This is a genomic window from Ferrimonas sp. (assembly GCF_048263965.1).
Taxonomy (GTDB): Bacteria; Pseudomonadota; Gammaproteobacteria; order Enterobacterales; family Shewanellaceae; genus Ferrimonas.
The window spans coordinates 85,557-111,581 of the sequence record NZ_JBLXDO010000013.1 but is presented as its reverse complement, the minus strand read 5'-3'; the positions used below and the strand labels follow the sequence as shown (position 1 = coordinate 111,581).

Here is a 26,025-nt window from a genome sequence, read left to right as displayed (position 1 = left end):
TCATGCACCATAAGACAAAACTGACCACAGTGGCTGTACTGACCGCTGCGGTGATGAGCGCCTCTGCCTGGGCACAAAAGGGTGTTATCGAGCCCAGCCAGGGCTGGTTTGTTGGCGCCCAGCTGAAACATGCTGAATTTGATGGTGACCGCAAGGACGCCAACGGCAATGAGATTCGCCGCGGCACCCTGGCCGGACTGGAGCTGGGCATTGATATCTCAGACAGGTTCGCCTGGCGACTCACCGCCGCCAACGCGGATCTGAACTCCGACGGTGCAGGCGAGGATGAGTCTGGCATGTGGTACGGCGCGGACCTGCTGTATCACATCAACGACAAGCGCAACTATTTCATCCTGGGTGCGGATTACATCGACCTGGACAATGAAGCGACCAAGGCTGCCCACCTGGGCTTCGGCATTCGCTACAACATGACTCCCTCCTGGGTGCTGACTGGCGAGGCTATGGTGCATCAGGGTTTTGATGAGGGTTACTCAGACTTCACCGCGGGCATCGGCATCCGTTACTACTTTGGTGGTCATAAGTCAGAGCCCAAGCCGGCGCCGATTGTGCAGCTCGCTCCTGTGGTGATTGTGGATACCGACAGTGACGGTGTGGTGGACTCCCTGGATGAGTGTCCTGCGACCCCGGTGGATTACGCCGTTGATTCGTCCGGCTGCACCCTGTACAGGGAAGAAACCGTCTCCAAACGACTGATGGTCAACTTTGCCAACGACAGCGCCAAAGTGCCCTTTGAATCCAAAGAGGATATCCAAGAGCTGGCCGAGTTTATGGAGAAGTACCCTCAGCTCAATGTGGTGATCGAAGGGCACACCTCCTCCGTCGGCGCGGACGACTATAACCAGCAGCTGTCTGAGCGTCGTGCCGATGCGGTGTCTGAGATTCTGGTCAGTGACTATGGCATCGATGGCGCTCGGGTATCCGCCAAGGGCTACGGGGAATCCAACCCTCTGCTTAAAGGCAACAGCGAAAAAATCCATGCCGCCAATCGCCGGATTATGGCAGTATTGTCGGTAAACGAAAAAGTCGGAATTCGAAAGTAAACTGGAATGCGTAGATGGCGCATTTTGGGTCGTCATCTATGCATTGGTTCAGATACACCTGCCTTATTCTCCTGATACTCTGGGTCGGCTTGTTAAAAGCCGGCCAGGGTCTGGACTTCTCTAAAATTGGCGCCTTTCTTAAATCCAATTACGGCACTGAAGCCTACGAAAGGGGCGTTCAGTGGCAGCAGCTGCTGGATAAATATCAAACTCAGCCAAAGCAGTCGCAATTAAAGGCGGTCAATGACTTTTTCAACCAGCTCACTTTTGCCGACGACATCTATGTCTGGGAGCAGGAGGATTACTGGGCTACGCCGGTGGAGTTTATTGGCCGGGGGGCCGGTGACTGCGAAGACTATACCCTGGCCAAATACTTCTCCCTGGTGGAGATGGGGTTCCCGGCGGACAAGCTGAGGCTGATGTATGTGAAGGCCGTGGAGTTTAATCAGCACCATATGGTATTGACCTACTACCCGAAAAAGGGGGCTGAGCCCCTGGTGCTGGATAACATTGATCCCAAGATCAAGCCTGCGGGGCAGCGAAAGGATCTTATTCCTATCTACAGTTTCAACGCCGATTACCTCTGGCTGGCTAAGGCCAGGGGCGGCGGTAAGATGGTGGGGGGCTCGGAGCGCCTCAGCCTATGGCAGGATATTTTAACCAGGCAATCAGAATATCTGGTCCCCGAGGGTTCGGCGCAACAGGATAAACAACCATGACGCTTTATCGACAACTTCTTATTTTGCTCTGGATGACATTGCTTATCTCCCTGGTGGCGGTGGTAGCGGTGAATTTCCGGGCCAGCTCAGAATCGCTGCAGGCGCAGTTACACACCAATACGGAAAATGCGCTCACCTCTCTGGGAATGAGTGTGTCCCCCTATTTGGATCCTGTCGACGAAACCCTGGTGGAAGGTACTTTGAACGCGGCATTTGATGGCGCCTTTTACCGGAAGATGAGAATTGAGCTCTATGCGGTAGACCGGGTATTCGAAAGGGAGAACAGCGCCAACCCGGAAGGGGTGCCCGCCTGGTTTATCACCCTGTTTCCGTTCCCCTCTGTGGTGGCTGAAGCGCCCATCACCACAGGCTGGACCGAGTCTGCCCTGGTGACCATCGAGGGGCACCCTGGTTTTATTCAGCAGCAGCTGTGGCAGATCACCTTCCAGCTGTTGCTGGTCTATGGCTCCCTGTTCCTGGCGGCAGCGCTGTTTGGCTCCTGGGGGATCCGTCTGCTGATTCGCCCCCTCAGTCAGATCGAGGCTCAGGCGAAAGCCATTGAAGCCAAAGACTTCGATCACCGTATTCCCCTGCCCAAGACCCGTGAGCTGAAGCGGGTGGTGCTGGTGATGAACAATCTGATGAAGATCCTGCAGGAGCGCTTTGCCAGCCATGCACGGCAGTTGGAAACCATGAGGGTAAAACTGCAACAGGATGGGGAAACCGGCATTGCCACCCGTCAGCACCTGGTGAATGAGCTGGAGGCGAACATCGCCGATACCGATAAGCACGGTGCCCTGGTGATGCTGCGTCTGCTGGACGCGGAAAAGATCCGCAAGAGCTTTGGCTACGGTGCCTGGAGCAAGCTGCTGAACCAGTCCATTGAGTCTCTGCAAGGGGCCTTTGGTTCAGAAGAGGTGGTGGTCGGACGCATGTCCGAGGCTGAACTGGCCCTGCTGATCCCCACGGTGCCCAGGGCCGACCTCTCCGCTGAGCTGCAGGGGCTCAGGGAGACACTCACTTCCCTGAGGCAGAATGGCATTGCCCCTCAGGACGCCATCTTCCTGTTGGCCGGAACCACCATACTCGCCGATGACACCAAGGCCAGTGTGCTGACCCGCAGCGACAACCTGCTCTCTGAACTGGCAGCCAAAGGGGTGAACCTGGCCAAGTGGGCCGATAATATGCCCCAAGGATCACTGAGAACCGGTCAGGAGTGGGTGGCCCTGCTGCGCGAGCGCATCGACACGGGCAAGCTCCACCTGGAAACTCAGGGGGTGTTTTCCGAGCTGGATGGCCAGGCGATCCATCATGAGGTCTATGTGCGGCTGCTGGATGAGTCTGGCACCCAGATGCCTGCCGGGGCCTTTATGCCGGTCATCGAACAGTTTGACCTGGGTGTGGCCCTGGATCTCTCGGTACTGAAGAAGGTGCTGTCGACCCCCCAAGGGGCGCCCCAGGCGCTGAATATCTCACTCTCCTCCATGCGGGACACCCGCTTTGTCGGTCGTCTCTCGTCCCTGAGCAGAGAGGAGCTGGGTCGGGTGGTCATCGAGGTGTCCGAGCAGCAGCTCAAGAGAGACAGAGAGCTGGTGGAGAGCTTTATTCAGATCCTCAACTCCCTCTCCATCAAGTTCGGCTTCGATAATGTCGGGGCCACAGGGATCAGCCTGGACTATGTGACCGGCTTAAAGCCCGCCTATCTGAAGGTGGCGCCTGGACTGTGCCGGGGAACGGACGAAGACAGCCTGATGCTGGTGACGGGGATCTGCAATACGGTGCACAACCTGGAAGTGCCGGTGTATGCCACTGTGGTGGAGAACCAGGCTCAGCTGGAGAAGCTGCAGCAAACGGGCATCGATGGATTCCAGGGCTACATCAACAAAGGCTAGTGTTCAGATAACCCTTGCGGGTCAGATGAGGATCTCATCCTTGTCTGAGTCGGCAATCAGCGTGGAACTGGTGCTCAATGTGGAGAGGGCTTCTCGCATGGAGCGTCGCTCAAGCAGTTTCTGCTGAGCGGCCGGTGGCAGTTCGGTAAACTGGATCAGATCTTTATCGGTAAGAAGATCGATAAGATCCTCCAGCACACGAATAAAGGCCATGTCGCTTTGCGAGAGTGCGGAGTACTCTTTGCCCTCCTCATGGTTACGCTGGAGAAAGGCGTAAACATCGGGGTGATCAGAGGGAAGTTGCTCCTGGTCCGCGAAGAGGGCAGTGTCGGAGAGGGACTGAATCTCACCCTGCGGATTGCGCGTCACATAAAACATGGACTGTCCTGTTTTAAAAAGTGTTAGCATCAGCAAAAAGTATATGTAAATTTCGGCAAAAACAAGCGGCTCATATCCTTAATATGCCAGACCAAATCCTGAAAGAACCTGAGCAAAAATGGCATTTCTTCGCTCAGGAAGATACCTTCTTCGATCCTCTGCTCGATGCACTGCTTATCGCCTGCAAAATGTATGGGGTGCCCAGCTCGGCAGATGAGCTGAGGGCAGGGCTGCCGCTGGAAGACAACCGGCTGACCCCGGACCTGCTTCCCCGGGCGGCCAAGCGGGGTGGGTTATCCGCCAGATTGCTGCGTCGCCGATCAGAGCAGATAGACAACCTGCTGCTGCCGGCCATCGTGTTCCTTGAGGATGGCAAGGTGGCGGTACTCACCGAGCTCAGTGCAGAGTCTGCCCTGATGGTGCGTCCGGAAGCGGGTGAGGGTGAGATTCGCCTCTCCAGGGAGGAGTTCGAGCAGGAGTACCTGGGGTACGTCTTCTACCTGAAGAAGCAGTTCCGTTATGACAAGCGGGCTCCCAGTTCCCTCAAGGTGAACCGACGCCACTGGTTCTGGGGGACTCTGCAGCAGTCCTGGAAGATCTACCGTGACGTGTTTCTGGCGTCCCTGCTGATCAGCCTGTTTGCCATCGCCAGTCCGCTGTTTGTGATGAATGTGTATGACCGGGTGGTGCCCAACAATGCGGTGGACACCCTCTGGGTGCTGGCCATCGGCATCAGCATCGTCTTTCTGTTCGACTTCCTGCTGAAACAGCTTAGGGCTTACTTTATCGATCTGGCGGGGAAGAAGTCGGATGTGCTGTTGTCGTCTCAGATCTTTGAGAAGGTGATGTCCATCAAGATGTCCGCCCGGCCCTCCTCAGTGGGGGCCTTTGCCAAGCATATGCAGGAGTTTGACTCTGTCCGGGACTTTATCACCTCGGCGACGGTGACCGCCCTGCTGGATCTGCCCTTTGGCCTGCTGTTTATCTTCATCATCATTGCACTGGGTGGCTGGGTCTCGGTGATCCCACTGACCGCCATGTTGATCGTCATCGGCTTCAGCATCTGGGTGCAGCGCCCATTGAGGGAGAGCGTGGAGGAGTCCAGCCGGATGGCCAGCGTTAAGAACGCCACCCTGGTGGAGTCCCTCTCCGGCCTGGAAAGCATCAAGCTGGCTGGCGCCGAAGGTCAGTTGCAAAAGCGCTGGGAGCAGGCCGTGGGCCACATTGCCGAATGGAACGTCAAGACCCGCCGCCTGGCGTCCTCCGCCAGTTCTGTGGCCAGCTTCTGCATCCAGATGACCACAGTGGGGATCATCATCATGGGAGTCTACCTGATTCAGGAGGGTGACCTTTCCATGGGGGGGCTGATTGCCTGTGTGATGCTCTCCTCCCGGGCCCTGGCCCCCATGGCTCAGATTGCGTCCCTGGCCACCCGTTACAACCAGGCCAAATCGGCCTTGAAGCTGCTGGGTGACATCATGGAGCTGCCGGTGGAACGCCCCGAGGAGAAGCGCTTCCTTCACAAGGAGCAGCTTGAGGGACACATCCGATTCAATCAGGTGAACTTCGCCTACCCTGAGCAGCGCACCCTGGCCCTCAATGGGGTCAGCTTCCGCATCAAACCCAAGGAGCGGGTGGGCATCATTGGCCGCATCGGTTCAGGCAAATCCACCCTGGGGCGCCTGATGACCGCCTTCTACGAGCCGACCGAAGGGGAAGTGCTGCTGGACGATGTGGATATTCGTCAGCTCTCGCCGACCCATGTGCGTCACCTGATTGGCATTGTTCCTCAGGACATCACTCTGTTCTATGGAACCCTGAGGGACAACCTGAAGCTGGGGGTTCCCTGGATCGACGACGATGCGGTGGTTCATGCGGCGGAGATGGCCGGGGTGATGGAGTTTGTCCGTCAGCATCCCGACGGCCTGGATATGCCCATTGCCGAGCGGGGCAGCAACCTGTCCGGCGGTCAGCGTCAGAGTGTTGCCCTGGCACGCGCCCTGTTGCTGGAGCCCAGGATTCTGATGTTGGATGAACCCACCTCCTCCATGGATAACACCTCGGAGGCCAGGTTCCTGAATAAGATGAAAGAGAGCTTGAAGGATCGCACCCTGGTGCTGATCACCCACAAAGCCTCCATGCTGGAACTGGTGGACAGGCTGATCATTCTGGACAAGGGCAAGATAGTGGCCGATGGTCCGAAAGAGGTGGTTCAGGAAGCGCTTCGCTCCGGCCGTCTCCACGTTGACCGGTAAGAGTGGCAGGAGCAGCTATGGAACATCAAGACAGACACTCTTCAGAGTCACAACCGCGGCAGCCCAACCCTGGCCCCGACAATTCCTCTCGGGGAAGTCATGTCCCGGAAGCGGACCTGCAGTTCACCTCCGACCGCATGGCGGTGGTTCTGGAATCCTCTCCCAAGGGGGCGCGCCTGCTGCTCTGGGGCATCGCCCTGTTTGTGGTGGTGGCCCTGGTCTGGGCCAACTTCGCCGAACTCGATGAGGTGGCGGTTGGCATGGGTAAGGTGATCCCGTCCAAACAGCTGCAGGTGGTACAGAACCTTGAAGGGGGGATCGTCGATGCCATCCTGGTGAAAGAGGGGGACCAGGTGGAAGCCGGTCAGCCCCTGCTCAGGCTGGACGACACTCAGTTTAAGGCCACCTTCAGGGAGAATGAGCAGGCCTACGATAACTTGCGGGTGATTGTCGCCCGTCTGAAGGATGAGGCCTCTATCCTCAGGCTGATGCATGAGTCTCACCAGTTCAGCGCCCCCAACCTGCAGGCCAGTTCTGTATACCTTAACGGCTTGCCCACGGAACTCAGCATGCTGGTCGCTCGGGAGCGGGAAGTTCTGGAGGGCAAAATCAATAATCTGGAAGCCGGACTGGATGTGTTCTCCGGCCAGGTTGACCAAAAGCGGGATGAGCTGATCGCCCTGAAGAACAAGGGGGCCAGCCTGAAAATCTCCTATGAGCTGGCCGAAGAGGAGATTGAGCTCAAGCGGCCATTGGTGATTGAAGGGGTGGTGTCCCAGATCGAGTTTCTCCAGGATCAGCGCAGCCTCAATGATCTCAACGGCGAACGGGAAGCGATTCGTCTCTCCATCCCCATGGTGGAGAAGGAGACCGCCGAGCTGATTCAGAAACAGTACGAGATGGTGGCCAAGGCCCGCTCAGATGCCCTGAGTGAGCTGAGCACCAGCGAGTCGGAACTGAATCAGATGGAGGAGAGCCGGGTAGGGCTGGAGGATAAACTCAATCGCACCCTGGTCGTCTCCCCCATGCACGGCATCATTCAGACCATCAACGTCAGCACCCTGGGCGGGGTGGTTCAGCCGGGGATGAACCTGGTGGAGATTGTGCCCCTGGAGGGTAACCTGCTGGTGGAGGCGCGCATCAAGCCGGAGGATATCGCCTTTATCCGTACCGGGCTGGAAGCGGTGGTCAAGCTGACCGCCTATGACTTTGCCATCTATGGTGGCCTGCATGGCAAGGTGGTGCACGTCAGCCCGGATACGGTTATCGATGAAGAGGGTCGCAGCTTTTACCTGGTGCGGGTGGAAACCGACCGGGCCTACCTGGGACCCGAGGCCAACCCACTGCCCATCATCACCGGCATGATGACGTCGGTGGACATCCTCACAGGCAAAAAGTCTGTGCTCGATTACCTGCTGAAACCCATTAATCGTGCCCGGGCCAACGCGCTGCGAGAACGCTAGGGGTAACAGAGAGGAGGGCAGTGCCCTCCTTTTTTACAGCCATCAAGCCACGCCTTGCGATCGCAGACCTTTTTGGGCTTGATCTGAGTCTCTAGGGTACTCACTCCTGCTTTCTGGCTTCAGGAGAGTTTGGCGCCGCTGCGCCTTGCTGACTCAGTAGCTGCGTCTGTCCCACCAGGACCTGGACATGTTGTTTCAGTTCTCCAAGAGGCTTTGCTCCCGACACCTGGATCACCTCCCCGCTGGCGTTGTGGCGAAGGATGTTACCGGGAGTGCCGGTTATGCCAATTTTTGCGACCTCGTTGAAATCCTCGAGGACCCGGTTGGCGTGTCGGCCACTGTCCAGGCACTCTTGAAACTGCTCTTTGTTCAGGCCGATCTCCTCGGCCAGGGGGGGGAGGCCCTCAAGGGCAAACCCCTGGCCACCGGACTTGGTACGAAGGTAGATCGCGTCGGTAAAGCGCCAGAAGGCGGAGTCTCCCCCCAGTTCAAAGGCACACTCTGAAGCCTCTGCCTGTTTCTGGGCTCCAGGGTTGTGGGATCCCAGAGGGCAATGGCGATAGACCCAGTTTATCTGCCCATTGGACTGGTCCACCAGCTGTCGTGCGGTAGAGTGAAATCGTTTGCAGAAGGGACACTCAAAGTCTGAGTATTCGATTAGGGAGATGGGGGCATCCGGGTTACCGTAAAAGTGGTCTCGTCCCGGAGTGGGGGGGCGCACCAGTTTCGCCCGCTCCTGAGCCAACTTTTCTCTCTGCTCGCGAGCTTTGGCTCTGGCTTGACGCTGCTGGTCGAAGTACTCCTGAATGCCCTGATCTACCTCCTCCTTCAACTGACCGCTCTCTTTCAGTTCCCGGATCACTTCCCGAGTGATCTGTTCCACCAGAGCGGCGTGCTCCTGCTGCTTTGGGGTCTCCTCTGCCCACACCCAGGAGCTCCAGAGTGAGAGGAGCAAGATTCCTCCCAGCAACGCGACGGTGATACTGAGTGTTCGGTGTATGGTGTCGTTCATGATAACTCCGGTTGGAGGTGACTGAGGCCGGGGGCCGGGGGCCGGCTTGTTCCTGATCTTCGACAAATGGCGCTACCCTTAGGCTAGCTCATCGACAGGTGACGCAGCAGCCGGATGTCGCAGGCTTTTGCCTGATTTATTGAACGCCGAGGCATGAAACTTTTTGTTTTACCTGGATTGACGGGTATTGAATGGTTGCTTTTCAGTCTTTCACTGAAATAGTGATAACTGCATCCGATATATCTTAAATATCATTTTCAACTTGCTGATTTATTATTATTTGGTTTTTTAGTTTTAAATTAAACAGTCCAGTTGTCTTCATGGTTAGGTTAGCCTGAGAGTGTCCAAACACATCTTTAGCGCCATTTCACCAGGCAAAGTAAATTCGGAAATATCGATCAAAAAATCGACGAGTTTACGTTGTCTCCCTTTGCGGTGGTTGTTAGCATGCCTTTACTTCGCGTCAATGAATGCGGGGTTTGTGGGCGAAGTGGGTGCTCACATTTGATGTTCTTGCTGGATTATCAATAAATTGGCCAGATAAAAACCATTTGGTCGGTAAAATAATCGAAAGCACTCCCGAAAAGGCAAGCCTCCGGGCAACTGGTGGTACGCAAAGTCACAGCTCTTTGGTTTAACCAAAGAGGGCTGGACTACCGAAGGAGTCGCGCTGCCTCTGCCCGATTTTGGGAGCTTTCGAGTTTTTGTAAACTTTGAGGGTTCCCAATTGAGAACAATAAACTTCTCCGTGGCTTCGCGCGATCTCGCCGTGGCCAACCTATCCGCTCGCTCCTCGTTGTTCGCTGCCCTTGTTACCTTCGGCTTGTCTCTGCCGATGGCGGTGAACCATGCCAACGCGGCCCCGGCCCAGAGCGCTTCACACAGTCAGCACTCTTTCAGCAGCCAGTCCATGGCCCTCGCCGATCTCATGATGCAGTACCGCCAGGCTGATGAAGCTCAGAAAGCGGCGCTGCTCGATCAATTGGTCAACACGGTACGTGTGCGTCAGGCTGAGTTGATGCAGCTCGCCGAGCACAATCCGGCCGCCGCCCTGAAAGCAGCCCTACCTGCGAACAGCCGCCAGGGAATGCCAGCCGAGGTTCAGGCGATGCTGGAGTATAAAGGCAGTGTTGATGGTGAGCTGGAAGTGTTTTACGAAGATTATGAGGATGGCACTCATAAGTTGCGTCATCAGTTGAAGATGGCCAATGGCAAGCGCATCACTCTGCATCTTGGCAGTCAGGCGAGAGGCCTGGCAAGTGGCACCAAGGTGCGCGCCAACGGCCTGCGCGTAGGCGAGGCTATGGCACTGACCTCGGACAGCGACATCCTGGTCCTGGCGGCCGATGGCACAAACACCAGCAGTGGTGAGCCGGCGCTGACCGATGCGCTGGGTGAACAACGTACCGCAGTACTCTTGGTGAACTTCACCAGCAACACTCAAGAACCCTGGACGGCGCAACAAGCCCATGATCTGGTGTTTGGTGAGGTCGATGACTTTATCCGGGAAAACTCTTTTGGTAAGACCTGGTTGAGCGGTGAGGTGCTTGGTTGGTTCACCCTGGCGGTCGATCCTACCGGCTGCCCAACCATGGACATTGCCCAGGCGGCTAGGAGCGCAGCCATCGACAGCGGTGCAGATCTGTCGGGTTATGACCGTCTGGTGTACGCCTTCCCCAATATCGGTTGTTCCTGGTCAGGTGAGGCCACCGTTGGTGGGTCTCCCTCTCACGCATGGTTTGATGGCACCCTGGACTCAGCTGGAGTGGTGTCTCACGAGCTGGGGCACAACCTGGGGTTGATGCACTCCCACGCCCTGGCTTGTGCGGGCAAGCCCCCCTTGAGTGATGGCTGCATCTCCGTTGAGTATGGAGATGTGCTGGACCGTATGGGGCAGCACACCGCGGGTCATTTCAGTGCCTTTCAGAAGGAGCGCCTGGGCTGGCTCAATTATGCCGGTACCCCTCCGGTTGTGACCGCCAGTGTTTCCGGTGAATATCAACTGGAGCCCGCGTCTTTGCAAAGCAGTGGCACCAAAGCGATACGGGTGCCACGTGATCTGGATCCGGTGACCGGCCAGCAGCGCTGGTACTACCTGGAAACTCACCAGGCACAAGGGTTCGATGAATTCCTGAACAGCTCCCCATACGGTGACAGTGTTCAACAGGGGCTGGTGGTGAGACTGGGAACCGACCAGTATGCCGGCAGTGGCTATCTGCTGGATATGACCCCGGGCAGCCAGTACTACGATTGGAATGACCTGGCCTTGCCGTTGGGGCAGACCTACACAGACAGCACTGCCGGGGTCAGCATCACCCTGACCAGCATCGGCAGCGATGGCGCCACCGTCAGCATCAGCTATGACCAGACCAGTTGCTCTTTTGCCGCGCCTCATCTGGCGGTGACGCCGGGTGAGAGCCAGTGGGTAGCCCCCGGCACACCGGTGACCTACTCCGTCAGCGTCACCAACACCGATGCAGAGGGTTGTGGTGATAGCCCCATCGATCTGGCAGCCAATGTGCCACAGGGTTGGAGTGCTGCCTTTGCCGACTCCTCCCTGAGGCTGGCGCCGGGTGCGACGGCAACCACTGAGTTGACGGTAACCTCTTCCACCTCTGCAACCGATGGCTATTACGACCTGACCGTCAACGCGGTTCACGGTAACGATGCCGCTTATCAGAGCAGTAATGTGGTCACCTACATCGTTAGTGACAGCTCCGGGGGCAGCAATCAGGCGCCGGTAGCCGTGGAAGATAGCGTGGTGCTGACCCAGGTGGAGTCAGTGGTTATCGATGTTATTGGTAACGACTGGGATCCGGATGGTGACGCCCTGCAGGTAGTGGGAACCACGCAAGGGGCCAAAGGAAGTGTCACCCTGCAGGGGGACAACTCCATCCTCTATACGCCGGCAAACAGATTCAAGAGCAGCGACAGCTTCAGTTATCAGCTGTCTGATGGCACCGATACTGTCACCGGTCAGGTCAGCATCACCCTGCAGAAGAGTGGTGGCGGCAATGGTGGCGGTGGAAAAGGAGGTAAGGGCGGCAAGTGAGGAGTTGTTGCCAGTTGCAATCTGTTTAATCAAGACGGGGCGATGGTGTTAACCATCGCCCCGTTTCCTTTTAATGCCTCCTAGTTAGAGGGAAGGGGACTCAGGGGACCTGTGGCACAGTTGTTGTCGCCATTGACCGCCCTCAGGTTACAGGTGGCGGTGTTGGAGATGGCTTCACACTCGCTGGTGCCATCACCCAGCAGCGTACAGCCGGCGCCAGCAGAGTTCACCGGAGCAATGGCGGTGGCCTTCACCTGATCGGAGAAGGGGCAAATATCCCCGGCAGGGATGGTGTCCGGTGAGTAGGAGCCGCTGTAGGTGGTACAGTCACCAGTATCTCCTGCGGGTTGCAGGGTAGTGCTCAGAGGCGTCAGGGTGACGGCCACTCCGGTCGGCATCATGGGGTCGTCCACCAGGGTCAGGTTGGTCAGCGCCACTTCACCTGTGTTGCAGACGGTGCCCTGAACGTTGATGAGCACCGCCAGGTTATCGCCAATATCCTCCAGATCGGCAGCACAACGCTTGACCACATTGAAGGAGGCGGCAAAGGTGCGCAGCGGACAGGTGGCGGAATCGGATGCCGCATCGATGGGGGAGCCATCGGTGCCCTGGGCCCCCAGGGTAACGGTATCGGACGGGCCATTGGATGCGGTGGTTTCGCTGAACTGGTAGATCAGCGCATCGCCGCTGCCCAGGTCGAAGGTGCTGGGGGAGCCTACTACACTGCCATCGGCAATGGCATCCGCCAGTTTGACCGGGTCATCACAATCGATGGTGGGATCAAAGTCCCGGGTTCCACCGGCTCCATCGTCCACCGGACCAGGCTGGTACCAGGCCAGATCGGCGGGCACATAGTTGGCGCCACCGTTGATGGAGTTTTGGAAGGTGGTCAGGTTGATGGCACCGCCACCATCGTTGTAGCCACAACCGCGCACGTTGTAAACGATGGCGGTGGGGGCATCGTCGTCTTCGGTGTCGTTGACACAGGTCTTGCTAACGTCGACGGAGCAGACATCGAAGTCGCCCAGGGCGAAGTCCTTCGCTGTGGCGGTAAAGGAGGTAGACGCACCTGTGCTCGCCATGAAGCTGGAGAAGCACTTGTTTTCGCCGAAGGCGTCGAAGATATTGATGCCGCCCTCGAAGAAGGTGGTTGGAGGGAACTTCCCGTCAGTCCCGGATTTCGGGCTGTAAGGCCAGGGCGAATTCTCTTCGTTGATGTTGGTAATGGCGCAAGCAGGCTGATCCGCGGCGTGTGCACCGTTACAGGTTGCTGGGCCTTCAGGCACCACAACACGAATGTTATCGGCGGCACAGTCGCCTGCAGACAAAGGTCCGCCACCACCGGGAACGTCCTGCTTATCACAGGCTTCCCACCACTCATACACCGCAATGTTGGACTGGGTACCACCATTGCTGAACTTCACCGCCACGTAGACGTCGCCGTCCACATGCTCACCGGTAAAGCCGGTGCCCGCAGGTGCGACGTCGTCCTGGAAGAACCAGAACGCCAGTTCGGCGTCACCGTTGTCAGCAAACAGGTCGGCACCGAAATAGATCACCTGCTCGCCAGAAACCACATAGTTGGCGGCATAGGCGTTGGTGATGTTGTTTTTATCCGGTGGTGGGGGAGAGAACTTGCGTCGCCAGTCTGCGATGAAGTTGGGTGTCTTGGAGCCCCCTCCGGTAAAGATGTCATCCTGGCCGTTTTTATCTTTGATGATGCCGGAGAACACCGTGGGACTGCCCCCTCCCTGATACAGGGTTTGCCAGTCATCTGGCGGCGGGGTGCCAGCATCCTGGACTGCATTACCTTCCAGTTCGAAGGTGCCGTCATCGTGGACGGCAACCGCAGAGGTGGCAGCCAGTCCAATGGCGGCCGCCAATGCCGTTAGTCGTGTAAAGCCTTTCATTCTCATCATGTCATATCCCCATTCTTATCTATGACGCCATGGTGTTGGCAACGGCGTGTCCTTATCAGTGACAACTCAGGGACAGCCTGCCAGTGCGGTAGAGGTGTTAGGGTTTCTGAAACCGGCGTCCAGTCGCACGTCAGCGTCTTGGAGCCTGAGGTTGGTTCTGGTGAACCTCTGCCTGAACTAAAGCAAGCCTTGGGCCAGAAGAATAAGGGTAATAAAAACAACAGCTTTTCATGTTTGTCGAAGCCTGGCTTTTTCATCTGTCTCAGTAATGAAACAGTGATTTTAGTGTGCCAGAGTCAATTAATTGTTTTTTGGGGAGCTTATTAATTGCTGCTGGATTCGCCCGGTTAACAGTCGTGGCTTCGAGGTGGGCGTGACGCTCCTTTTTTAGGTGACCAGTCAGGCAGTGTGTAACACCTTCTGAGAGAGAAATACCTTCAGTATGGCCTTTTAACCATCTTATTTTTTTGTTGAAAATTTCTTCTATAGCTGCAAGGTGGCGGGACCTTATGCTAGGCAACGGCATCGAAGGGACACAGTCGAGTATCCTGATTAGTGTCAATTAACTGATCGTTTCTGTGGCTTGAGTGAGGTTCGTGGACTAAACCTAATGCAGTATTAAGGGATTGCCTGGTTCATCAAGGGACATAATTTGGATACTGGTTCATGGCATCTCGGAAGCTTATCTGTCTGCAAGACCCGAAACAATGGATACTGCCTGACGAAGTGATTCAGTCAGGTTGGTCTCCCATCTACCTGGACTCAATAGACAAGGCTCGAGCACTCATAAGTGCAGAACAGCCCTCTTTGGGTGTCGTTCTTCTGGACAGTCGTTGGATTAATGGCCTCAATCAGGCGCTCGAGGTGTTGCTGCAGGACACCGCCGGCGCGGTGGAGTGGATTGGGCTGGTGCCCGAAAACTGGACTCAGAATGAAAATACCCGAAGGCTGATCGCCCGCTATTGCAGCGATTACCATACCCTGCCGGTTGATCCCCGGCGGCTGATGATGTCTCTCGGTCACGCAGAAGGCATGGCTCGGTTGCGCCGGGCCAGTGCTCTTGAGGAGGAGGCTCACCCTGAAGGGGTCTCCCTGGTGGGCGAGAGCAGTGCCATGCGCAATGTCTACCGACAGATTCGCAAGGTGGCCAAAGTGGATGCCACCGTCCTGCTGGAGGGGGAGAGTGGGACCGGCAAGGAGCTGGTTGCTCAGGCAATTCACCGCGGATCACTGCGCTGTGAAGGCCCATTTGTGGCAGTGAACTGTGGCGCGATCCCCATCAATCTCATCCAGTCAGAGCTTTTCGGTCATGAGCGTGGTTCCTTCACCGGTGCTCACTCCCGCCATCGTGGCCACATTGAAACTGCCTGTGGGGGCACCATATTCCTGGACGAGATAGGAGACCTTCAACTGGAGGTGCAGGTCAACCTGCTGAGGTTCCTGCAGGAGATGACCATAGTCCGGGTTGGGGGAGTAAAGCAGATACCCGTGGATGTCAGGGTGATTGCCGCGACCCATAAGGATCTGGCTGCCGAGGTGAAGGCGGGTCGCTTTCGCGAGGATCTCTACTACAGGCTATGCATCCTCAACCTGAAATTGCCCCCTCTGCGTGAGCGGCGGGAGGACATCGAATTGCTGGCCCACTACTATTTCCGTAAATATCGCAACCTGGCCAGCTCCAAGGTTCAGGGATTCGCCCCCAAGGCGATGCAGCAGATGATGGCCTATGAGTGGCCGGGCAACATCAGGGAGCTGAAGAACCGGGTACAGAGGGCGTTGGTGATGTGTGAACAGCGAACCCTGGGTCCCAAGGACCTTAACCTGCAGATAGAGTCGCTTCAGAATGAGGTAAGCACCCTGGCCGATGCCAGGGCTGAGGCCGACCTTAGGGTTCTGGTGGCGGCCCTCAACAGCAATGATAACAACATCATGAAGACCTCAAAGGAGCTGGGGATCTCCCGGGTGACCCTGTACAGGATGCTTGATAAATACAACCTGTCCGGCCGTTTTCAAGAGAACAAGGACTGATTCGCACAGCCCTGTGGCGGGATAGGCCTGCTTGGCTCCTCCTTTATAGCCATTGTCCCCACCGACTCAGCCAAAGAGGATGAGGCCGTCGCCAAGGCTTGGCGGGATTGATATAATGCCGGCCTTTGTTTGTTCATCCATGGGTTGTTATGTCTACGCACCAGCAGGAAGTGGCCAAGAGGCGCACCTTCGCAATCATCTCTCACCCCGACGCGGGTAAGACCACCATCACCGAGAAAGTGATGCTGTACGGAAACCTGATCCAGAAGGCGGGGACCGTGAAGGGACGCGGCTCAGGCCAGCACGCCAAGTCCGACTGGATGGAGATGGAGAAGGAGCGTGGCATCTCGGTAACCACCTCCGTGATGCAGTTCCCCTATGGTGATTCCCTGGTGAACCTGCTGGATACCCCGGGTCACGAGGACTTCTCGGAAGATACCTACCGTACCCTGACAGCAGTGGATTCCTGCCTGATGGTGATCGACGCCGCCAAGGGTGTAGAGGATCGAACCCGCAAGCTGATGGAGGTGACCCGACTGCGCGACACCCCCATTGTGACCTTTATGAACAAGCTGGACCGCGACATCCGTGACCCCATGGAGCTGATGGATGAGGTGGAAACCGAGCTGAACATCATGTGCGCCCCCATTACCTGGCCCATCGGCTGTGGTAAGGAGTTCAAAGGGGTGTACCACATCCACCGTAACGAGGCGATCCTCTATAAGAGCGGCCAGGGTCACACCATTCAGGACGTGGATATCGTTAAGGGGCTGGATAATCCCGAGCTGGATGACAAGATCGGCGCAGAGCTGGCAGAAGTACTGCGGGAGGAGCTGGAGCTGGTGCTGGGTGCCTCCAACGAGTTCGATCAAGAGATGTTCCTCACCGGGGAGCTGACGCCGGTGTACTTCGGTACCGCACTGGGCAACTTCGGTGTGGACCACATGCTCGACGGTCTGACTGAGTGGGCGCCTGCGCCTCAGCCTCGTGCCACCGATGCCCGCGACGTGACCGCCGACGAAGAGAAGTTTTCCGGTTTCGTCTTTAAGATCCAGGCCAACATGGATCCCAAACACAGGGACCGCATCGCCTTTATGCGGATCTGCTCCGGTAAATACAGCAAGGGGATGAAGATGCGCCACGTGCGTATCGGTAAGGATGTGTCCATCTCCGACGCGGTGACCTTCCTGGCCGGTGATCGCAGCCACGCCGATGAAGCCTACCCGGGGGACATCATCGGTCTGCACAACCACGGCACCATCCAGATTGGCGACACCTTTACCCAGGGTGAGGAGATGAAGTTTACCGGCATCCCCAACTTTGCGCCTGAGATGTTCCGTCGCATCCGTTTGAGGGACCCCCTGAAGCAGAAGCAGCTGCTCAAGGGGCTGGTGCAGCTCTCCGAAGAGGGCGCGGTGCAGGTATTCCGCCCTCTGGATAACAACGATCTGATCGTGGGCGCCGTCGGTGTGCTGCAGTTTGATGTGGTGGTGGCCCGTCTGAAGTCTGAGTATAAGGTGGACGCCCTGTATGAAGCGGTCAGTGTGGCCACTGCCCGCTGGGTGAACTGTGAGGATCCGCGCAAGCTGGATGAGTTCCGTCGCAAGGCTTCCACCAACCTGGCCCTGGATGGGGGGGATAACCTGACCTATATTGCACCCACCATGGTGAACCTGAACCTGACCATGGAGCGTTACCCGGACATCGTTTTCCACAAGACCCGGGAGCACTAGGCTGGGTCGTGGAGAAAAAGCCACATATAATGAAGGGCAGCAATCGCTGCCCTTTTTCTTTATCTACAGTTTTTCAAGGAGAGAGTGTCATGGGATGGATTAAGCGTTGGTGGCAGGCCTACTGCGCCTGGTGTGATGCCAATGGGCTCAGCCCTGAGCACAAACGCTCCTGCGTGCCCCGTTCCAAGGAGCGTTCCCCTGAAAAGAGCCCTCATCCCGATGCTGATTGACAGCCATTGCCACCTGGACTTCCCTGATTTTGACCAGGACAGGGAGCAGGTGCTCAATTGCGCCCGGATGTCAGATATTCAGGGAGCCATCATTCCCTCCATAGGGCCAGAAAACTGGCAGCGGGTGATCCAACTCTGTCAGGCTCATCATCAGCTTTGGTTTGCCCTGGGCATCCATCCCTGTTTTGCCACCAAGGAGAGCCTTGCTCAACTTGAGGAGTTAGAGAAATTGCTCAGCGGCTTACCCTCCAAACTGGTGGCGGTGGGAGAGTGCGGTCTGGACGGGGTCAATTCGCCGTTGCCCATGCCTGAGCAGATTCAGTTGTGCCTGGAGCAGATGCGATTGGCCAATCGTTTCGACCTTCCCGTGCTGTTCCATATAAGGAAGGCCCATCATCACCTGCTGGCCCTGTTGGACAGAGAGCCATTGAAGGCGGGTGGGGTGGTGCATGGCTTTAGTGGCAGCACCCAGGTTGCCTCAGAATATCTGCGTCGGGGTCTCTACCTCGGCGTCGGAGGCGTCATCACCTATCCCAGAGCATCAAAAACCCGTACAGCGGTTTCCAGTGCGCCACTGGAACGACTGCTGCTGGAAACGGATTCTCCCGATATGCCCCTCAATGGCCATCAGGGGCAGCGCAATGAACCTCAACGAGCCGCACTTGTATTGCAGGAGCTGAGTCAGCTTCTAGACTTACCCTATTCGTCGGTTGCTCAGGTTTTGTCTCAAAATCACATCCGACTGTTTAAGCGGTTGTCGTAAATTCAACATCAAACCAACCTCTTAATGGCTGCTACACTTGACTTTTCAGCATTTGAGTTGGGTTTGACTGTAATTTGAGCAACAAATTTTGTATGCGAATTACTGATTTGTAAGATAAATATGGCGACAGGCTGATTTCTGCTCAAAAAATGCGATCTGATCGGCGATTTTTGTTGTGAGTCACAGTATAATCCCGTGCGGATGATAAGTTGGTTTACGACACTATTTATAAAATTTAACAAGAGGATGATGGGTTCATGGGTATTCTGATGAGCTTAGTAGGGGTGGTAACCCTAATCGCGATCGCTGTCGCGTTCTCGACCAATCGCAAAGCGATCAATCTGCGTACCGTTGGTGGTGCGTTGGCTATCCAGGCCGCTCTGGGTGCGTTCGTTCTGTATGTTCCTTTCGGTAAGGACGTACTGGGCGCAATTTCCAGCGGTGTTTCCAGCGTAATTAGTTACGCCAACGACGGGATCGGCTTCCTGTTCGGCGATCTGGCCAAGTTCAAAGTTGGCTTTATCTTCGCCATCAACGTTCTGCCAATCATCGTATTCTTCTCCTCCCTGATTGCGGTTCTGTACTACCTCGGCATCATGCAGTGGATCATCCGCATCCTGGGTGGCGCGCTGCAGAAGGCTCTGGGCACCTCTCGTCCTGAGTCCATGTCTGCTACCGCCAACATCTTCGTGGGTCAGACTGAGGCACCCCTGGTGGTTCGTCCTTTCATCGCGACCATGACTCAGTCCGAGCTGTTCGCCATCATGACCGGTGGTCTGGCGTCTGTAGCCGGTTCCGTACTGGCTGGTTACGCCGGTCTGGGTGTTAAGCTGGAGTACCTGATTGCCGCTTCCTTCATGGCTGCCCCAGGTGGTCTGCTGATGGCCAAACTGATTGTGCCTGAGACTGAAGCAGCCAAGCAGGACATGGATGAAATCGGCGAAGCCGAAGACAAGCCTGCCAACGTACTGGATGCCGCCGCGGCTGGTGCATCTTCCGGTATGCAACTGGCTCTGAACGTTGGCGCAATGCTGCTGGCCTTCATCGGCCTGATCGCCATGATCAACGGCATCATCGGCGGCGTTGCTGGCTGGTTCGGTTACGAAGGCGTAACCCTGGAGCTGCTGCTGGGCTACCTGTTCTCCCCTCTGGCCTTCCTGATTGGTGTTCCATGGGAAGAAGCTCTGGTTGCCGGTTCCTTCATTGGTCAGAAGATTGTTGTTAACGAATTCGTTGCCTACATCAACCTGGCTCCCTACCTGAGCGGTGAAGCTCTGATCAACGGTGCAGTTATGACTGACCGTACTCAGGCTATCCTGTCCTTCGCTCTGTGTGGCTTCGCCAACCTGTCCTCTATCGCCATTCTGCTGGGTGGTCTGGGCGCCATGGCTCCTAACCGTCGTCACGACCTGGCTCGTCTGGGTGTACGTGCGGTACTGGCTGGCTCCCTGTCCAACCTGATGAGTGCGACTCTGGCAGGCCTGTTCCTGGCTCTGTAATCGCACAGCACTGTAGAGTGTAGAGAGGCCGAACCTTAGGGTTCGGCCTTTTTTATTGTTTTCTCCCTACTCAAATTTTTCTTTTCTGCTTGGCAGAACTGTTCCCGAAGCTCCAGAAGGTGAGTGGCGGCCCCTTTCAGGTAGGCTAGGGCGAAAGGGCGCGTGCAGCCACTGCTGGCTGGAGAATCCCGTTTGGCTTGCGTAGATGAGGGGCGGGTGAAAGATCCTGAGCTCTTATCAAGCGCTGGTTGGTTCCGAGTCTCGTTGTTTATCGCCACGTGTCAGGATGCTGTCATAGACGCCCTGGGTGAGTGACCAAGCCAGGCTGAGGCATTGGGCACAGCCTTGCAACTCGCTTGTTCCAACGCGTCATTGGCCTTACCCCGGGACCAGTGGCAAATCCCTATGTTTTCTTGTTTGCGCCATATTCCGCGGGAAATGGGAGAGCAGTCTTCAAAGTCGCTGGTGATAGTGTGTGATCTAAGTGCAAGCCGCACGGTTGCTGGTTCTGCTGCGCCATATCCCGCTCTTTCATCTCTCTTAAGCACCCACAAACTGGGTTGACAGATCTTTGCATCACAAATGGCGTAAGGGCTTGCCTATCGCCCCAAAGTGTGGTGGGTGAAGGGTCGGCGTAATTCATGAATCAGAACTGTTGGTTGGTAACGCTGGTTGGTCCAGTCTGGGAGGGTGATCTGGATCTCGTTGGGCCGCTTTTGGCTTCGCTCCGCTTCTCGTTGCAGGCGGGAGCGTCAGGGGGTGATTGTGATTCGGGTCACGCAAGGTTTGTCGATGTGAGGGGGGTTATTTTTTCACGCGCTTGAGAGTGAGATTGATTCGGGATATGGGGTGCGTCCTGACTGGTCAAAAATTGGCTGCTCTTTGGTATTAAATTTTCAGTGCGTCGCCGCCGTTTGAATCCTCTTCGGATTTCGGGTGAATACTCTTCAATTGTAGTTTGCTTTCACAATGATCGGGTGAGCTGTGTTGTCAGATCATTATTTGGTTAACATTTGTGCTGAAGCTGGCGTTGCATGAAATAAAACTACATGTTGAGGAATTATGTGACGAAGGTGGTTCTGTTGTGCCAGTATGACAAAATGTCTATCAAAAACAGGCTAAAATGTTACCCGGATCACGATCCTGCACATTTTCACTTTCTTTTTATTGGAAACGGGGAACAACCGATTGTTCCTGTGGGTGCGTTAGATAAAATGCGCCCTGTTCCAAGGATGTTGGAAAACCAAATTTTAATAATCTGTATATATACAGGGGTTGATGATGAAAAAGATGTTGGCTGGTGCAGCTCTTGCTGCTCTCTCAATGAACGCTTTCGCTGCTGACTACTCTGACGGCGACATCCACAAGAATGACTACAAGTGGATGCAGTTTAACCTGATGTACTCCATCGGCGAGAAGCCTAATAACCCAGCTACTGGTGATCAGCACGATTACCTGGAGATGGAGTTCGGCGGTCGTTCCGGAATCTTCGATCTGTACGGTTACGTTGATATCTTCAACCTGACCAACAACGATTCCAGCGATTCCGACAAGGGTCCTGGCGAAAGCAAGATGTTCATGAAGTTTGCTCCTCGCGTTTCTCTGGACGCGCTGACCGGTAAGGACCTGTCCTTCGGTCCTGTTCAGGAAGTTTACTTCTCCACCCTGTTCAACTGGAATGGCCAGATTGACAGCGGCGTTAACACTACCTTCTGGGGTGTGGGTGCCGACGTTATGGTTCCTTGGCTGGGCAAAACCGGCATGAACCTGTACGCTCACTACGACCTGAACGCCAAAGAGTGGAACGGCTATCAGTTCTCCATGAACTGGTTCAAGCCCTTCAAGTTCTTCGAGAACGGCTCCTTCCTGTCCTTCCAGGGCTACGTTGATTATCAGTTTGCTGGTGACGAAGACATGGGTAACGAGTTCGTGCCTATGACCTCCAACGGTGGTGCAGCCTTCTTCGGCCTGTACTGGCACTCTGACCGCTTCGCCGCTGGTTACGGTCTGAAGGGTTACCAAGACGTATACCTGCTGGAAGACAAGGGCGGTATCGTAGGTCTGGAGTCCACTGGTGTCTCCCACTACTTCGCAGTTACTTACAAGTTCTAAGTTAACTTGCTGAAGAATAAGCCCCGGCGCTCAGGCCCCGGGGCTTTGTTTTTCCTGCTTCTGGCCCTTTGTGAAAGCCAATCAGACTGTAACGAGTCATGGCCAGAATTTTGTCAGTAATAATTCAACAAAATCCGCTCTGAGCGGTTGTAATCTGGCGTTTCTACTGCCATGATGCTGCATAGTTTGTTCATTGTACAAAACTGAGTGTTCGCACTGGAGTGCCAGTGAGGTGCTTCGGGAACTCTCCAAGGAATCAATCTCGCGTCACGCATGTGAGCGTAGGTGACCTCCAGCCTCGAACCCGTCCGGGTTCAGTGCCTGCCGTTAATAGGTTTTATTAGAATTCGTGCCACGTGCGAGTGACCATTCTTTTTCTATACTGCTTTTAGTTTAAATTTAGACTGGAGACTCACCATGAGTGATATCAAAGCGATTGCACAGCGCGCCATTCAATTGATGGACCTGACCACCCTGAATGACGACGACACCGATCAGAAGGTGATTGACCTGTGCCACAATGCCAAGACTGGTGCTGGCAACACTGCGGCCATCTGCATCTACCCTCGCTTTATTCCTATTGCCCGCAAGACCCTGCGTGAGATCGGTGCCGAACAGGTACAGATCGCCACCGTAACCAACTTCCCACACGGCAACGATGACATCGACATCGCCGTTGCTGAAACCAAGGCTGCGGTAGCCTATGGTGCCGACGAAGTTGACGTAGTATTCCCTTACCGTGCCCTGATGGCTGGCAATGAGCAGGTTGGTTTCGATCTGGTTAAAGCCTGTAAAGAAGCCTGCGGCGATGTACTGCTGAAGGTGATCATCGAGTCCGGTGAGCTGAAGGACGAGGCCCTGATCCGCAAGGCTTCCGAAATCTCCATCGATGCCGGCGCTGACTTCATCAAGACCTCCACCGGTAAGGTTCCGGTCAACGCCACCCTGGAAGCGGCTCGCATCATGATGACCGTGATTGCCGAGAAGAACCCTGCCATCGGCTTCAAGCCTGCTGGCGGCGTTCGTAACGCTGAACAGGCCGGTGAATACCTGGACCTGGCTGCCGAACTCCTGGGTAAAGACTGGGTTTCCCCTCGCACCTTCCGCTTCGGTGCCTCCAGTCTGCTGAACAGCCTGCTGCATACTCTGGAACTGGCTGACGCCCCAGCAGAAAGCAAAGGTTATTAATCTACACTCAGATTGATATTTGTGATCTGGATCGCCGGAACTGGCGCTGACCTTGACTAAAATTGGCTCAGCGCTAGTAAATTTACGACACATTAGTTCCGAGTCCGTTTCAAAATTATAAGGTGTTGCTCCCGTCGCAGGAGCAACCCATATCGGAGGCATAGGATGTTTCTACCGCAAGAGATAATCCGCAAGAAGCGTAATGGAGAGCCCCTGTCCGAGCAGGAGATCCGGTTCTTCGTCGAAGGCATTACCAACGGCAACGTCAGTGAAGGTCAGATTGCGGCTTTCGCCATGGCCATCTATTTCAACGACATGCCCATGGATGAGCGCATCTCCCTGACCAAGGCGATGCGTGATTCCGGCATGGTGCTGAACTGGGATGCCCATAACTTTGACGGCCCTGTTATCGACAAGCACTCCACCGGTGGTGTGGGTGATGTTGTGTCCCTGATGATGGGCCCCATGATTGCTGCCTGTGGCGGCTATGTGCCCATGATCTCCGGTCGTGGCCTGGGCCACACCGGGGGTACTCTGGACAAGCTGGAAGCGATTCCCGGCTACAACATCACTCCGACCAACGAAGTGTTCGGTAAGGTAGTGAAGGATGCGGGCGTGGCCATCATTGGCCAGACCGGTGACCTGGCTCCTGCAGACAAGCGTTTCTACTCCATCCGCGATGTGACCGCCACCGTTGAGTCCATCGCCGCCATTACCGCGTCCATTCTGTCCAAGAAGCTGGCCTGCGGACTGGAAGCCCTGGTGATGGACGTGAAAGTGGGCAGCGGCGCCTTTATGCCCACCTATGACGCGTCCAAAGACCTGGCTCAAAGCATCGTGGATGTGGCCAACGGCGCCGGTGTTCGCACCTCTGCGCTGCTGACCGATATGAACCAGACTCTGGCGTCCAGCGCCGGTAATGCCGTGGAAGTGCGTGAAGCGGTGCGCTACCTGACTGGCGAATACCGTAACCCACGTCTGCATGAAGTGACCATGTCTCTGTCCGCTGAACTGCTGGTTCTGGGCAAGCTGGCTGCCGACACCACCGAAGCACGCGCCAAGCTGCAACACGCTCTGGACAGCGGAAAGGCCGCCGAGGTCTTTGCCAAGATGGTGTCTGGCCTGGGCGGTCCTGCTGATTTCATCTCCAAGATGGATATCTACATGCCGCAGGCGGAGATCATCCGTCCCGTATATGCTGAAGATAGCGGCATCGTTACTGCCATGGACACTCGCGCCATGGGCATGGCTGTGGTTGGCCTGGGCGGCGGTCGTCGTCTGCCTACCGACGGCATCGACTACGCTGTGGGCATGACCAACATCATCTCCCTGGGTGAAACTGTTGACAGTGCCACGCCTATTGCTATGGTTCACGCCCGTAACGAGGCGCAGTTCCAGGAAGCTGAGGCAGCGCTGCGCCAGGCGATCAGCCTGGGCGATGCCTATGAAGCCACTCCGGATGTGTACGAGACCATCCGCGGTCGCTAAGGAGTAATTGAATGAAACGCGTATTTATCCTGATGATGGACTCCTTCGGCATCGGTGCCGCAGGAGACGCTGACAAGTTCGGTGACGTGGGCTCCGACACCTTTGGCCACATCGCCAAAGAGTGTGCCGAGGGTCGCGCCGAAGTGGGCCGCAGTGGCCCCCTGAAGCTGCCTAACCTGGCCAAGTTTGGTTTGGTCAAGGCTGCTCAGGAGAGCACCGGTCAGGTGCCTGCGGGTATGGATGCCGACATTGAAGTGACCGGTGCATATGGCTATGCGTCTGAGCTCTCTTCCGGCAAAGATACCCCCAGTGGTCACTGGGAGATGGCGGGTGTGCCAGTTCTGTATGACTGGGGTTACTTCACCGACAAGCAGAACAGCTTCCCCAAAGAGCTGACCGATCGCATCCTCGAGCGTGCGGGCCTGGACGGTTTCCTGGGTAACTGCCATGCATCAGGTACTGCTATCCTGGAGCAGTTGGGTGAGGAGCACATGCGCTCCGGTCAGCCCATCTTCTACACCTCTGCAGACAGCGTATTCCAGATCGCCTGTCACGAAGAGACCTTCGGCCTGGAGCGACTGTACGAACTGTGCAAAATCGCTCGCGAAGAGCTGGAGCCCTACAACATTGGTCGTGTGATTGCCCGTCCTTTCGTTGGCAGCGGCGCCGCTGACTTTGCTCGTACCGGTAACCGTGCCGACTACGCCGTTGAGCCGCCGGCACCCACAGTGCTGGACAAGCTCAAGTCTGCCGGTGGTGAAGTGGTTTCCGTAGGTAAGATCGCCGATATCTACGCCAACTGCGGCATCACCAAGAAGGTGAAGGGCAGTGGCCTGGAAGCGCTGTGGGATCGCACCCTGGAGCAGGTCGATGAAGCGGGTGATAACACCATCGTGTTCACAAACTTCGTAGATTTCGATTCCTCTTATGGCCACCGCCGTGACGTAAACGGCTATGCTAATGCATTGGAATACTTTGATAAGCGGCTGCCAGAGCTTCTCGAGAAGCTCAGCGACGGTGACGTCGTGCTGGTGACTGCTGATCACGGTTGTGATCCTACCTGGTCAGGTACCGACCACACCCGTGAGCATGTTCCCGTACTGGCCTATGGCAAGCCTGTGGCTGCGGGCTCCCTGGGGCACCGTGAGTCCTTTGCCGATATCGGTCAGTCCATCGCCAGCTACTTTAAGCTGGATGCTATGGACTACGGCAAGTCCTTCCTGAATTAACTGA

The 26,025-nt window shown here is 56.1% G+C and carries 18 protein-coding genes and 1 riboswitch; of the genes, 15 read left to right on the top strand and 3 right to left on the bottom strand.

What is annotated here, in order from left to right:
* Window positions 1-2: 2 nt before the first annotated feature.
* The 3 genes from ACN0RV_RS12805 to ACN0RV_RS12795 are packed head-to-tail and all read left to right on the top strand — an operon-like array spanning window position 3 to window position 3,672.
* Complete coding sequence (locus ACN0RV_RS12805; RefSeq protein ID WP_417348018.1) at window positions 3-1,061, top strand: OmpA family protein; 1,059 nt, start codon at window positions 3-5, stop codon at window positions 1,059-1,061.
* 38 nt (window positions 1,062-1,099) lie between these two features.
* Window positions 1,100-1,780, top strand: a complete 681-nt coding sequence (locus tag ACN0RV_RS12800) for a transglutaminase-like cysteine peptidase (protein ID WP_417348016.1) — start codon at window positions 1,100-1,102, stop codon at window positions 1,778-1,780.
* The gene (locus ACN0RV_RS12795; RefSeq protein ID WP_417348014.1) at window positions 1,777-3,672 is read left to right on the top strand and encodes an EAL domain-containing protein; all 1,896 of its coding nucleotides are present in this window, start codon (window positions 1,777-1,779) and stop codon (window positions 3,670-3,672) included. The genes ACN0RV_RS12800 and ACN0RV_RS12795 overlap by 4 nt, the downstream gene beginning before the upstream one ends.
* A 21-nt stretch (window positions 3,673-3,693) precedes the next feature.
* Here the strand turns inward: ACN0RV_RS12795 and ACN0RV_RS12790 are convergent, their stop codons facing one another.
* Window positions 3,694-4,050: a hypothetical protein gene (locus tag ACN0RV_RS12790; RefSeq protein ID WP_417348012.1), complete on the bottom strand. Its 357-nt coding sequence runs from the start codon at window positions 4,048-4,050 to the stop codon at window positions 3,694-3,696.
* Window positions 4,051-4,133: 83 nt separating this feature from the next.
* Between ACN0RV_RS12790 and ACN0RV_RS12785 the strand changes: the two genes are divergently transcribed.
* Together ACN0RV_RS12785 and ACN0RV_RS12780 are read left to right on the top strand one after the other, a co-directional pair.
* Window positions 4,134-6,305, top strand: a complete 2,172-nt coding sequence (locus ACN0RV_RS12785; RefSeq protein WP_417348010.1) for a type I secretion system permease/ATPase — start codon at window positions 4,134-4,136, stop codon at window positions 6,303-6,305.
* Between the two features lie 17 nt (window positions 6,306-6,322).
* Window positions 6,323-7,768, top strand: coding sequence for an HlyD family type I secretion periplasmic adaptor subunit (locus ACN0RV_RS12780; RefSeq protein ID WP_417348008.1), 1,446 nt, complete (start codon window positions 6,323-6,325; stop codon window positions 7,766-7,768).
* A gap of 100 nt (window positions 7,769-7,868) precedes the next feature.
* On the opposite strand, the gene ACN0RV_RS12775 is transcribed toward ACN0RV_RS12780, so the two are convergent.
* Window positions 7,869-8,780 carry a DsbA family protein gene (locus ACN0RV_RS12775; RefSeq protein WP_417348006.1) on the bottom strand — a complete coding sequence of 304 codons (912 nt, stop codon included), beginning with the start codon at window positions 8,778-8,780 and terminating at the stop codon, window positions 7,869-7,871.
* 576 nt (window positions 8,781-9,356) lie between these two features.
* Window positions 9,357-9,441, top strand: a riboswitch (cyclic di-GMP riboswitch).
* A 66-nt stretch (window positions 9,442-9,507) separates the two neighbouring features.
* Here ACN0RV_RS12775 and ACN0RV_RS12770 point away from each other — a divergent pair.
* Window positions 9,508-11,832: an Ig-like domain-containing protein gene (locus ACN0RV_RS12770; RefSeq protein ID WP_417348004.1), complete on the top strand. Its 2,325-nt coding sequence runs from the start codon at window positions 9,508-9,510 to the stop codon at window positions 11,830-11,832.
* Between the two features lie 80 nt (window positions 11,833-11,912).
* On the opposite strand, the gene ACN0RV_RS12765 is transcribed toward ACN0RV_RS12770, so the two are convergent.
* A complete protein-coding gene (locus ACN0RV_RS12765) occupies window positions 11,913-13,751 on the bottom strand; it encodes a hypothetical protein (RefSeq protein WP_417348002.1) in 1,839 nt (612 codons plus the stop codon).
* 666 nt (window positions 13,752-14,417) lie between these two features.
* Between ACN0RV_RS12765 and ACN0RV_RS12760 the strand changes: the two genes are divergently transcribed.
* The 9 genes from ACN0RV_RS12760 to ACN0RV_RS12720 all read left to right on the top strand — a co-directional run bounded on the left by ACN0RV_RS12760 (window position 14,418) and on the right by ACN0RV_RS12720 (window position 26,021).
* Window positions 14,418-15,779, top strand: a complete 1,362-nt coding sequence (locus tag ACN0RV_RS12760; RefSeq protein ID WP_417348000.1) for a sigma 54-interacting transcriptional regulator — start codon at window positions 14,418-14,420, stop codon at window positions 15,777-15,779.
* 149 nt (window positions 15,780-15,928) lie between these two features.
* Window positions 15,929-17,512: a peptide chain release factor 3 gene (gene prfC / locus ACN0RV_RS12755; RefSeq protein WP_417347998.1), complete on the top strand. Its 1,584-nt coding sequence runs from the start codon at window positions 15,929-15,931 to the stop codon at window positions 17,510-17,512.
* 89 nt (window positions 17,513-17,601) lie between these two features.
* Window positions 17,602-17,742, top strand: coding sequence for a hypothetical protein (locus tag ACN0RV_RS12750; protein ID WP_417347996.1), 141 nt, complete (start codon window positions 17,602-17,604; stop codon window positions 17,740-17,742).
* Complete coding sequence (locus ACN0RV_RS12745; RefSeq protein ID WP_417347994.1) at window positions 17,732-18,505, top strand: TatD family hydrolase; 774 nt, start codon at window positions 17,732-17,734, stop codon at window positions 18,503-18,505. The genes ACN0RV_RS12750 and ACN0RV_RS12745 overlap by 11 nt, the downstream gene beginning before the upstream one ends.
* Before the next feature lie 257 nt (window positions 18,506-18,762).
* Window positions 18,763-20,004 carry a NupC/NupG family nucleoside CNT transporter gene (locus ACN0RV_RS12740; protein WP_028109854.1) on the top strand — a complete coding sequence of 414 codons (1,242 nt, stop codon included), beginning with the start codon at window positions 18,763-18,765 and terminating at the stop codon, window positions 20,002-20,004.
* A gap of 1,278 nt (window positions 20,005-21,282) precedes the next feature.
* On the top strand, window positions 21,283-22,116 hold the full coding sequence (locus ACN0RV_RS12735; protein WP_417347991.1) for an outer membrane protein OmpK: 834 nt from the start codon (window positions 21,283-21,285) through the stop codon (window positions 22,114-22,116).
* A gap of 417 nt (window positions 22,117-22,533) precedes the next feature.
* Window positions 22,534-23,304: a deoxyribose-phosphate aldolase gene (gene deoC / locus ACN0RV_RS12730; protein ID WP_417347989.1), complete on the top strand. Its 771-nt coding sequence runs from the start codon at window positions 22,534-22,536 to the stop codon at window positions 23,302-23,304.
* Window positions 23,305-23,469: 165 nt separating this feature from the next.
* On the top strand, window positions 23,470-24,792 hold the full coding sequence (gene deoA, locus ACN0RV_RS12725) for a thymidine phosphorylase (RefSeq protein ID WP_417347987.1): 1,323 nt from the start codon (window positions 23,470-23,472) through the stop codon (window positions 24,790-24,792).
* An 11-nt stretch (window positions 24,793-24,803) separates the two neighbouring features.
* A complete protein-coding gene (locus ACN0RV_RS12720) occupies window positions 24,804-26,021 on the top strand; it encodes a phosphopentomutase (RefSeq protein WP_417347985.1) in 1,218 nt (405 codons plus the stop codon).
* The last annotated feature ends 4 nt before the right edge of the window (window positions 26,022-26,025 follow it).

What these genes read in the sequence shown, in the direction of transcription:
- ACN0RV_RS12805 (WP_417348018.1), top strand. Translation starts at nt 3, where the DNA reads ATGCACCATAAGACAAAACTGACCACAGTGGCTGTACTGACCGCTGCG.
- ACN0RV_RS12800 (WP_417348016.1), top strand. Translation starts at nt 1,100, where the DNA reads ATGCATTGGTTCAGATACACCTGCCTTATTCTCCTGATACTCTGGGTC.
- ACN0RV_RS12795 (WP_417348014.1), top strand. Translation starts at nt 1,777, where the DNA reads ATGACGCTTTATCGACAACTTCTTATTTTGCTCTGGATGACATTGCTT.
- ACN0RV_RS12790 (WP_417348012.1), bottom strand. Translation starts at nt 4,050, where the DNA reads ATGTTTTATGTGACGCGCAATCCGCAGGGTGAGATTCAGTCCCTCTCC.
- ACN0RV_RS12785 (WP_417348010.1), top strand. Translation starts at nt 4,134, where the DNA reads ATGCCAGACCAAATCCTGAAAGAACCTGAGCAAAAATGGCATTTCTTC.
- ACN0RV_RS12780 (WP_417348008.1), top strand. Translation starts at nt 6,323, where the DNA reads ATGGAACATCAAGACAGACACTCTTCAGAGTCACAACCGCGGCAGCCC.
- ACN0RV_RS12775 (WP_417348006.1), bottom strand. Translation starts at nt 8,780, where the DNA reads ATGAACGACACCATACACCGAACACTCAGTATCACCGTCGCGTTGCTG.
- ACN0RV_RS12765 (WP_417348002.1), bottom strand. Translation starts at nt 13,751, where the DNA reads ATGATGAGAATGAAAGGCTTTACACGACTAACGGCATTGGCGGCCGCC.
- ACN0RV_RS12760 (WP_417348000.1), top strand. Translation starts at nt 14,418, where the DNA reads ATGGCATCTCGGAAGCTTATCTGTCTGCAAGACCCGAAACAATGGATA.
- prfC (WP_417347998.1), top strand. Translation starts at nt 15,929, where the DNA reads ATGTCTACGCACCAGCAGGAAGTGGCCAAGAGGCGCACCTTCGCAATC.
- ACN0RV_RS12750 (WP_417347996.1), top strand. Translation starts at nt 17,602, where the DNA reads ATGGGATGGATTAAGCGTTGGTGGCAGGCCTACTGCGCCTGGTGTGAT.
- ACN0RV_RS12745 (WP_417347994.1), top strand. Translation starts at nt 17,732, where the DNA reads ATGCTGATTGACAGCCATTGCCACCTGGACTTCCCTGATTTTGACCAG.
- ACN0RV_RS12740 (WP_028109854.1), top strand. Translation starts at nt 18,763, where the DNA reads ATGGGTATTCTGATGAGCTTAGTAGGGGTGGTAACCCTAATCGCGATC.
- ACN0RV_RS12735 (WP_417347991.1), top strand. Translation starts at nt 21,283, where the DNA reads ATGATGAAAAAGATGTTGGCTGGTGCAGCTCTTGCTGCTCTCTCAATG.
- deoC (WP_417347989.1), top strand. Translation starts at nt 22,534, where the DNA reads ATGAGTGATATCAAAGCGATTGCACAGCGCGCCATTCAATTGATGGAC.
- deoA (WP_417347987.1), top strand. Translation starts at nt 23,470, where the DNA reads ATGTTTCTACCGCAAGAGATAATCCGCAAGAAGCGTAATGGAGAGCCC.
- ACN0RV_RS12720 (WP_417347985.1), top strand. Translation starts at nt 24,804, where the DNA reads ATGAAACGCGTATTTATCCTGATGATGGACTCCTTCGGCATCGGTGCC.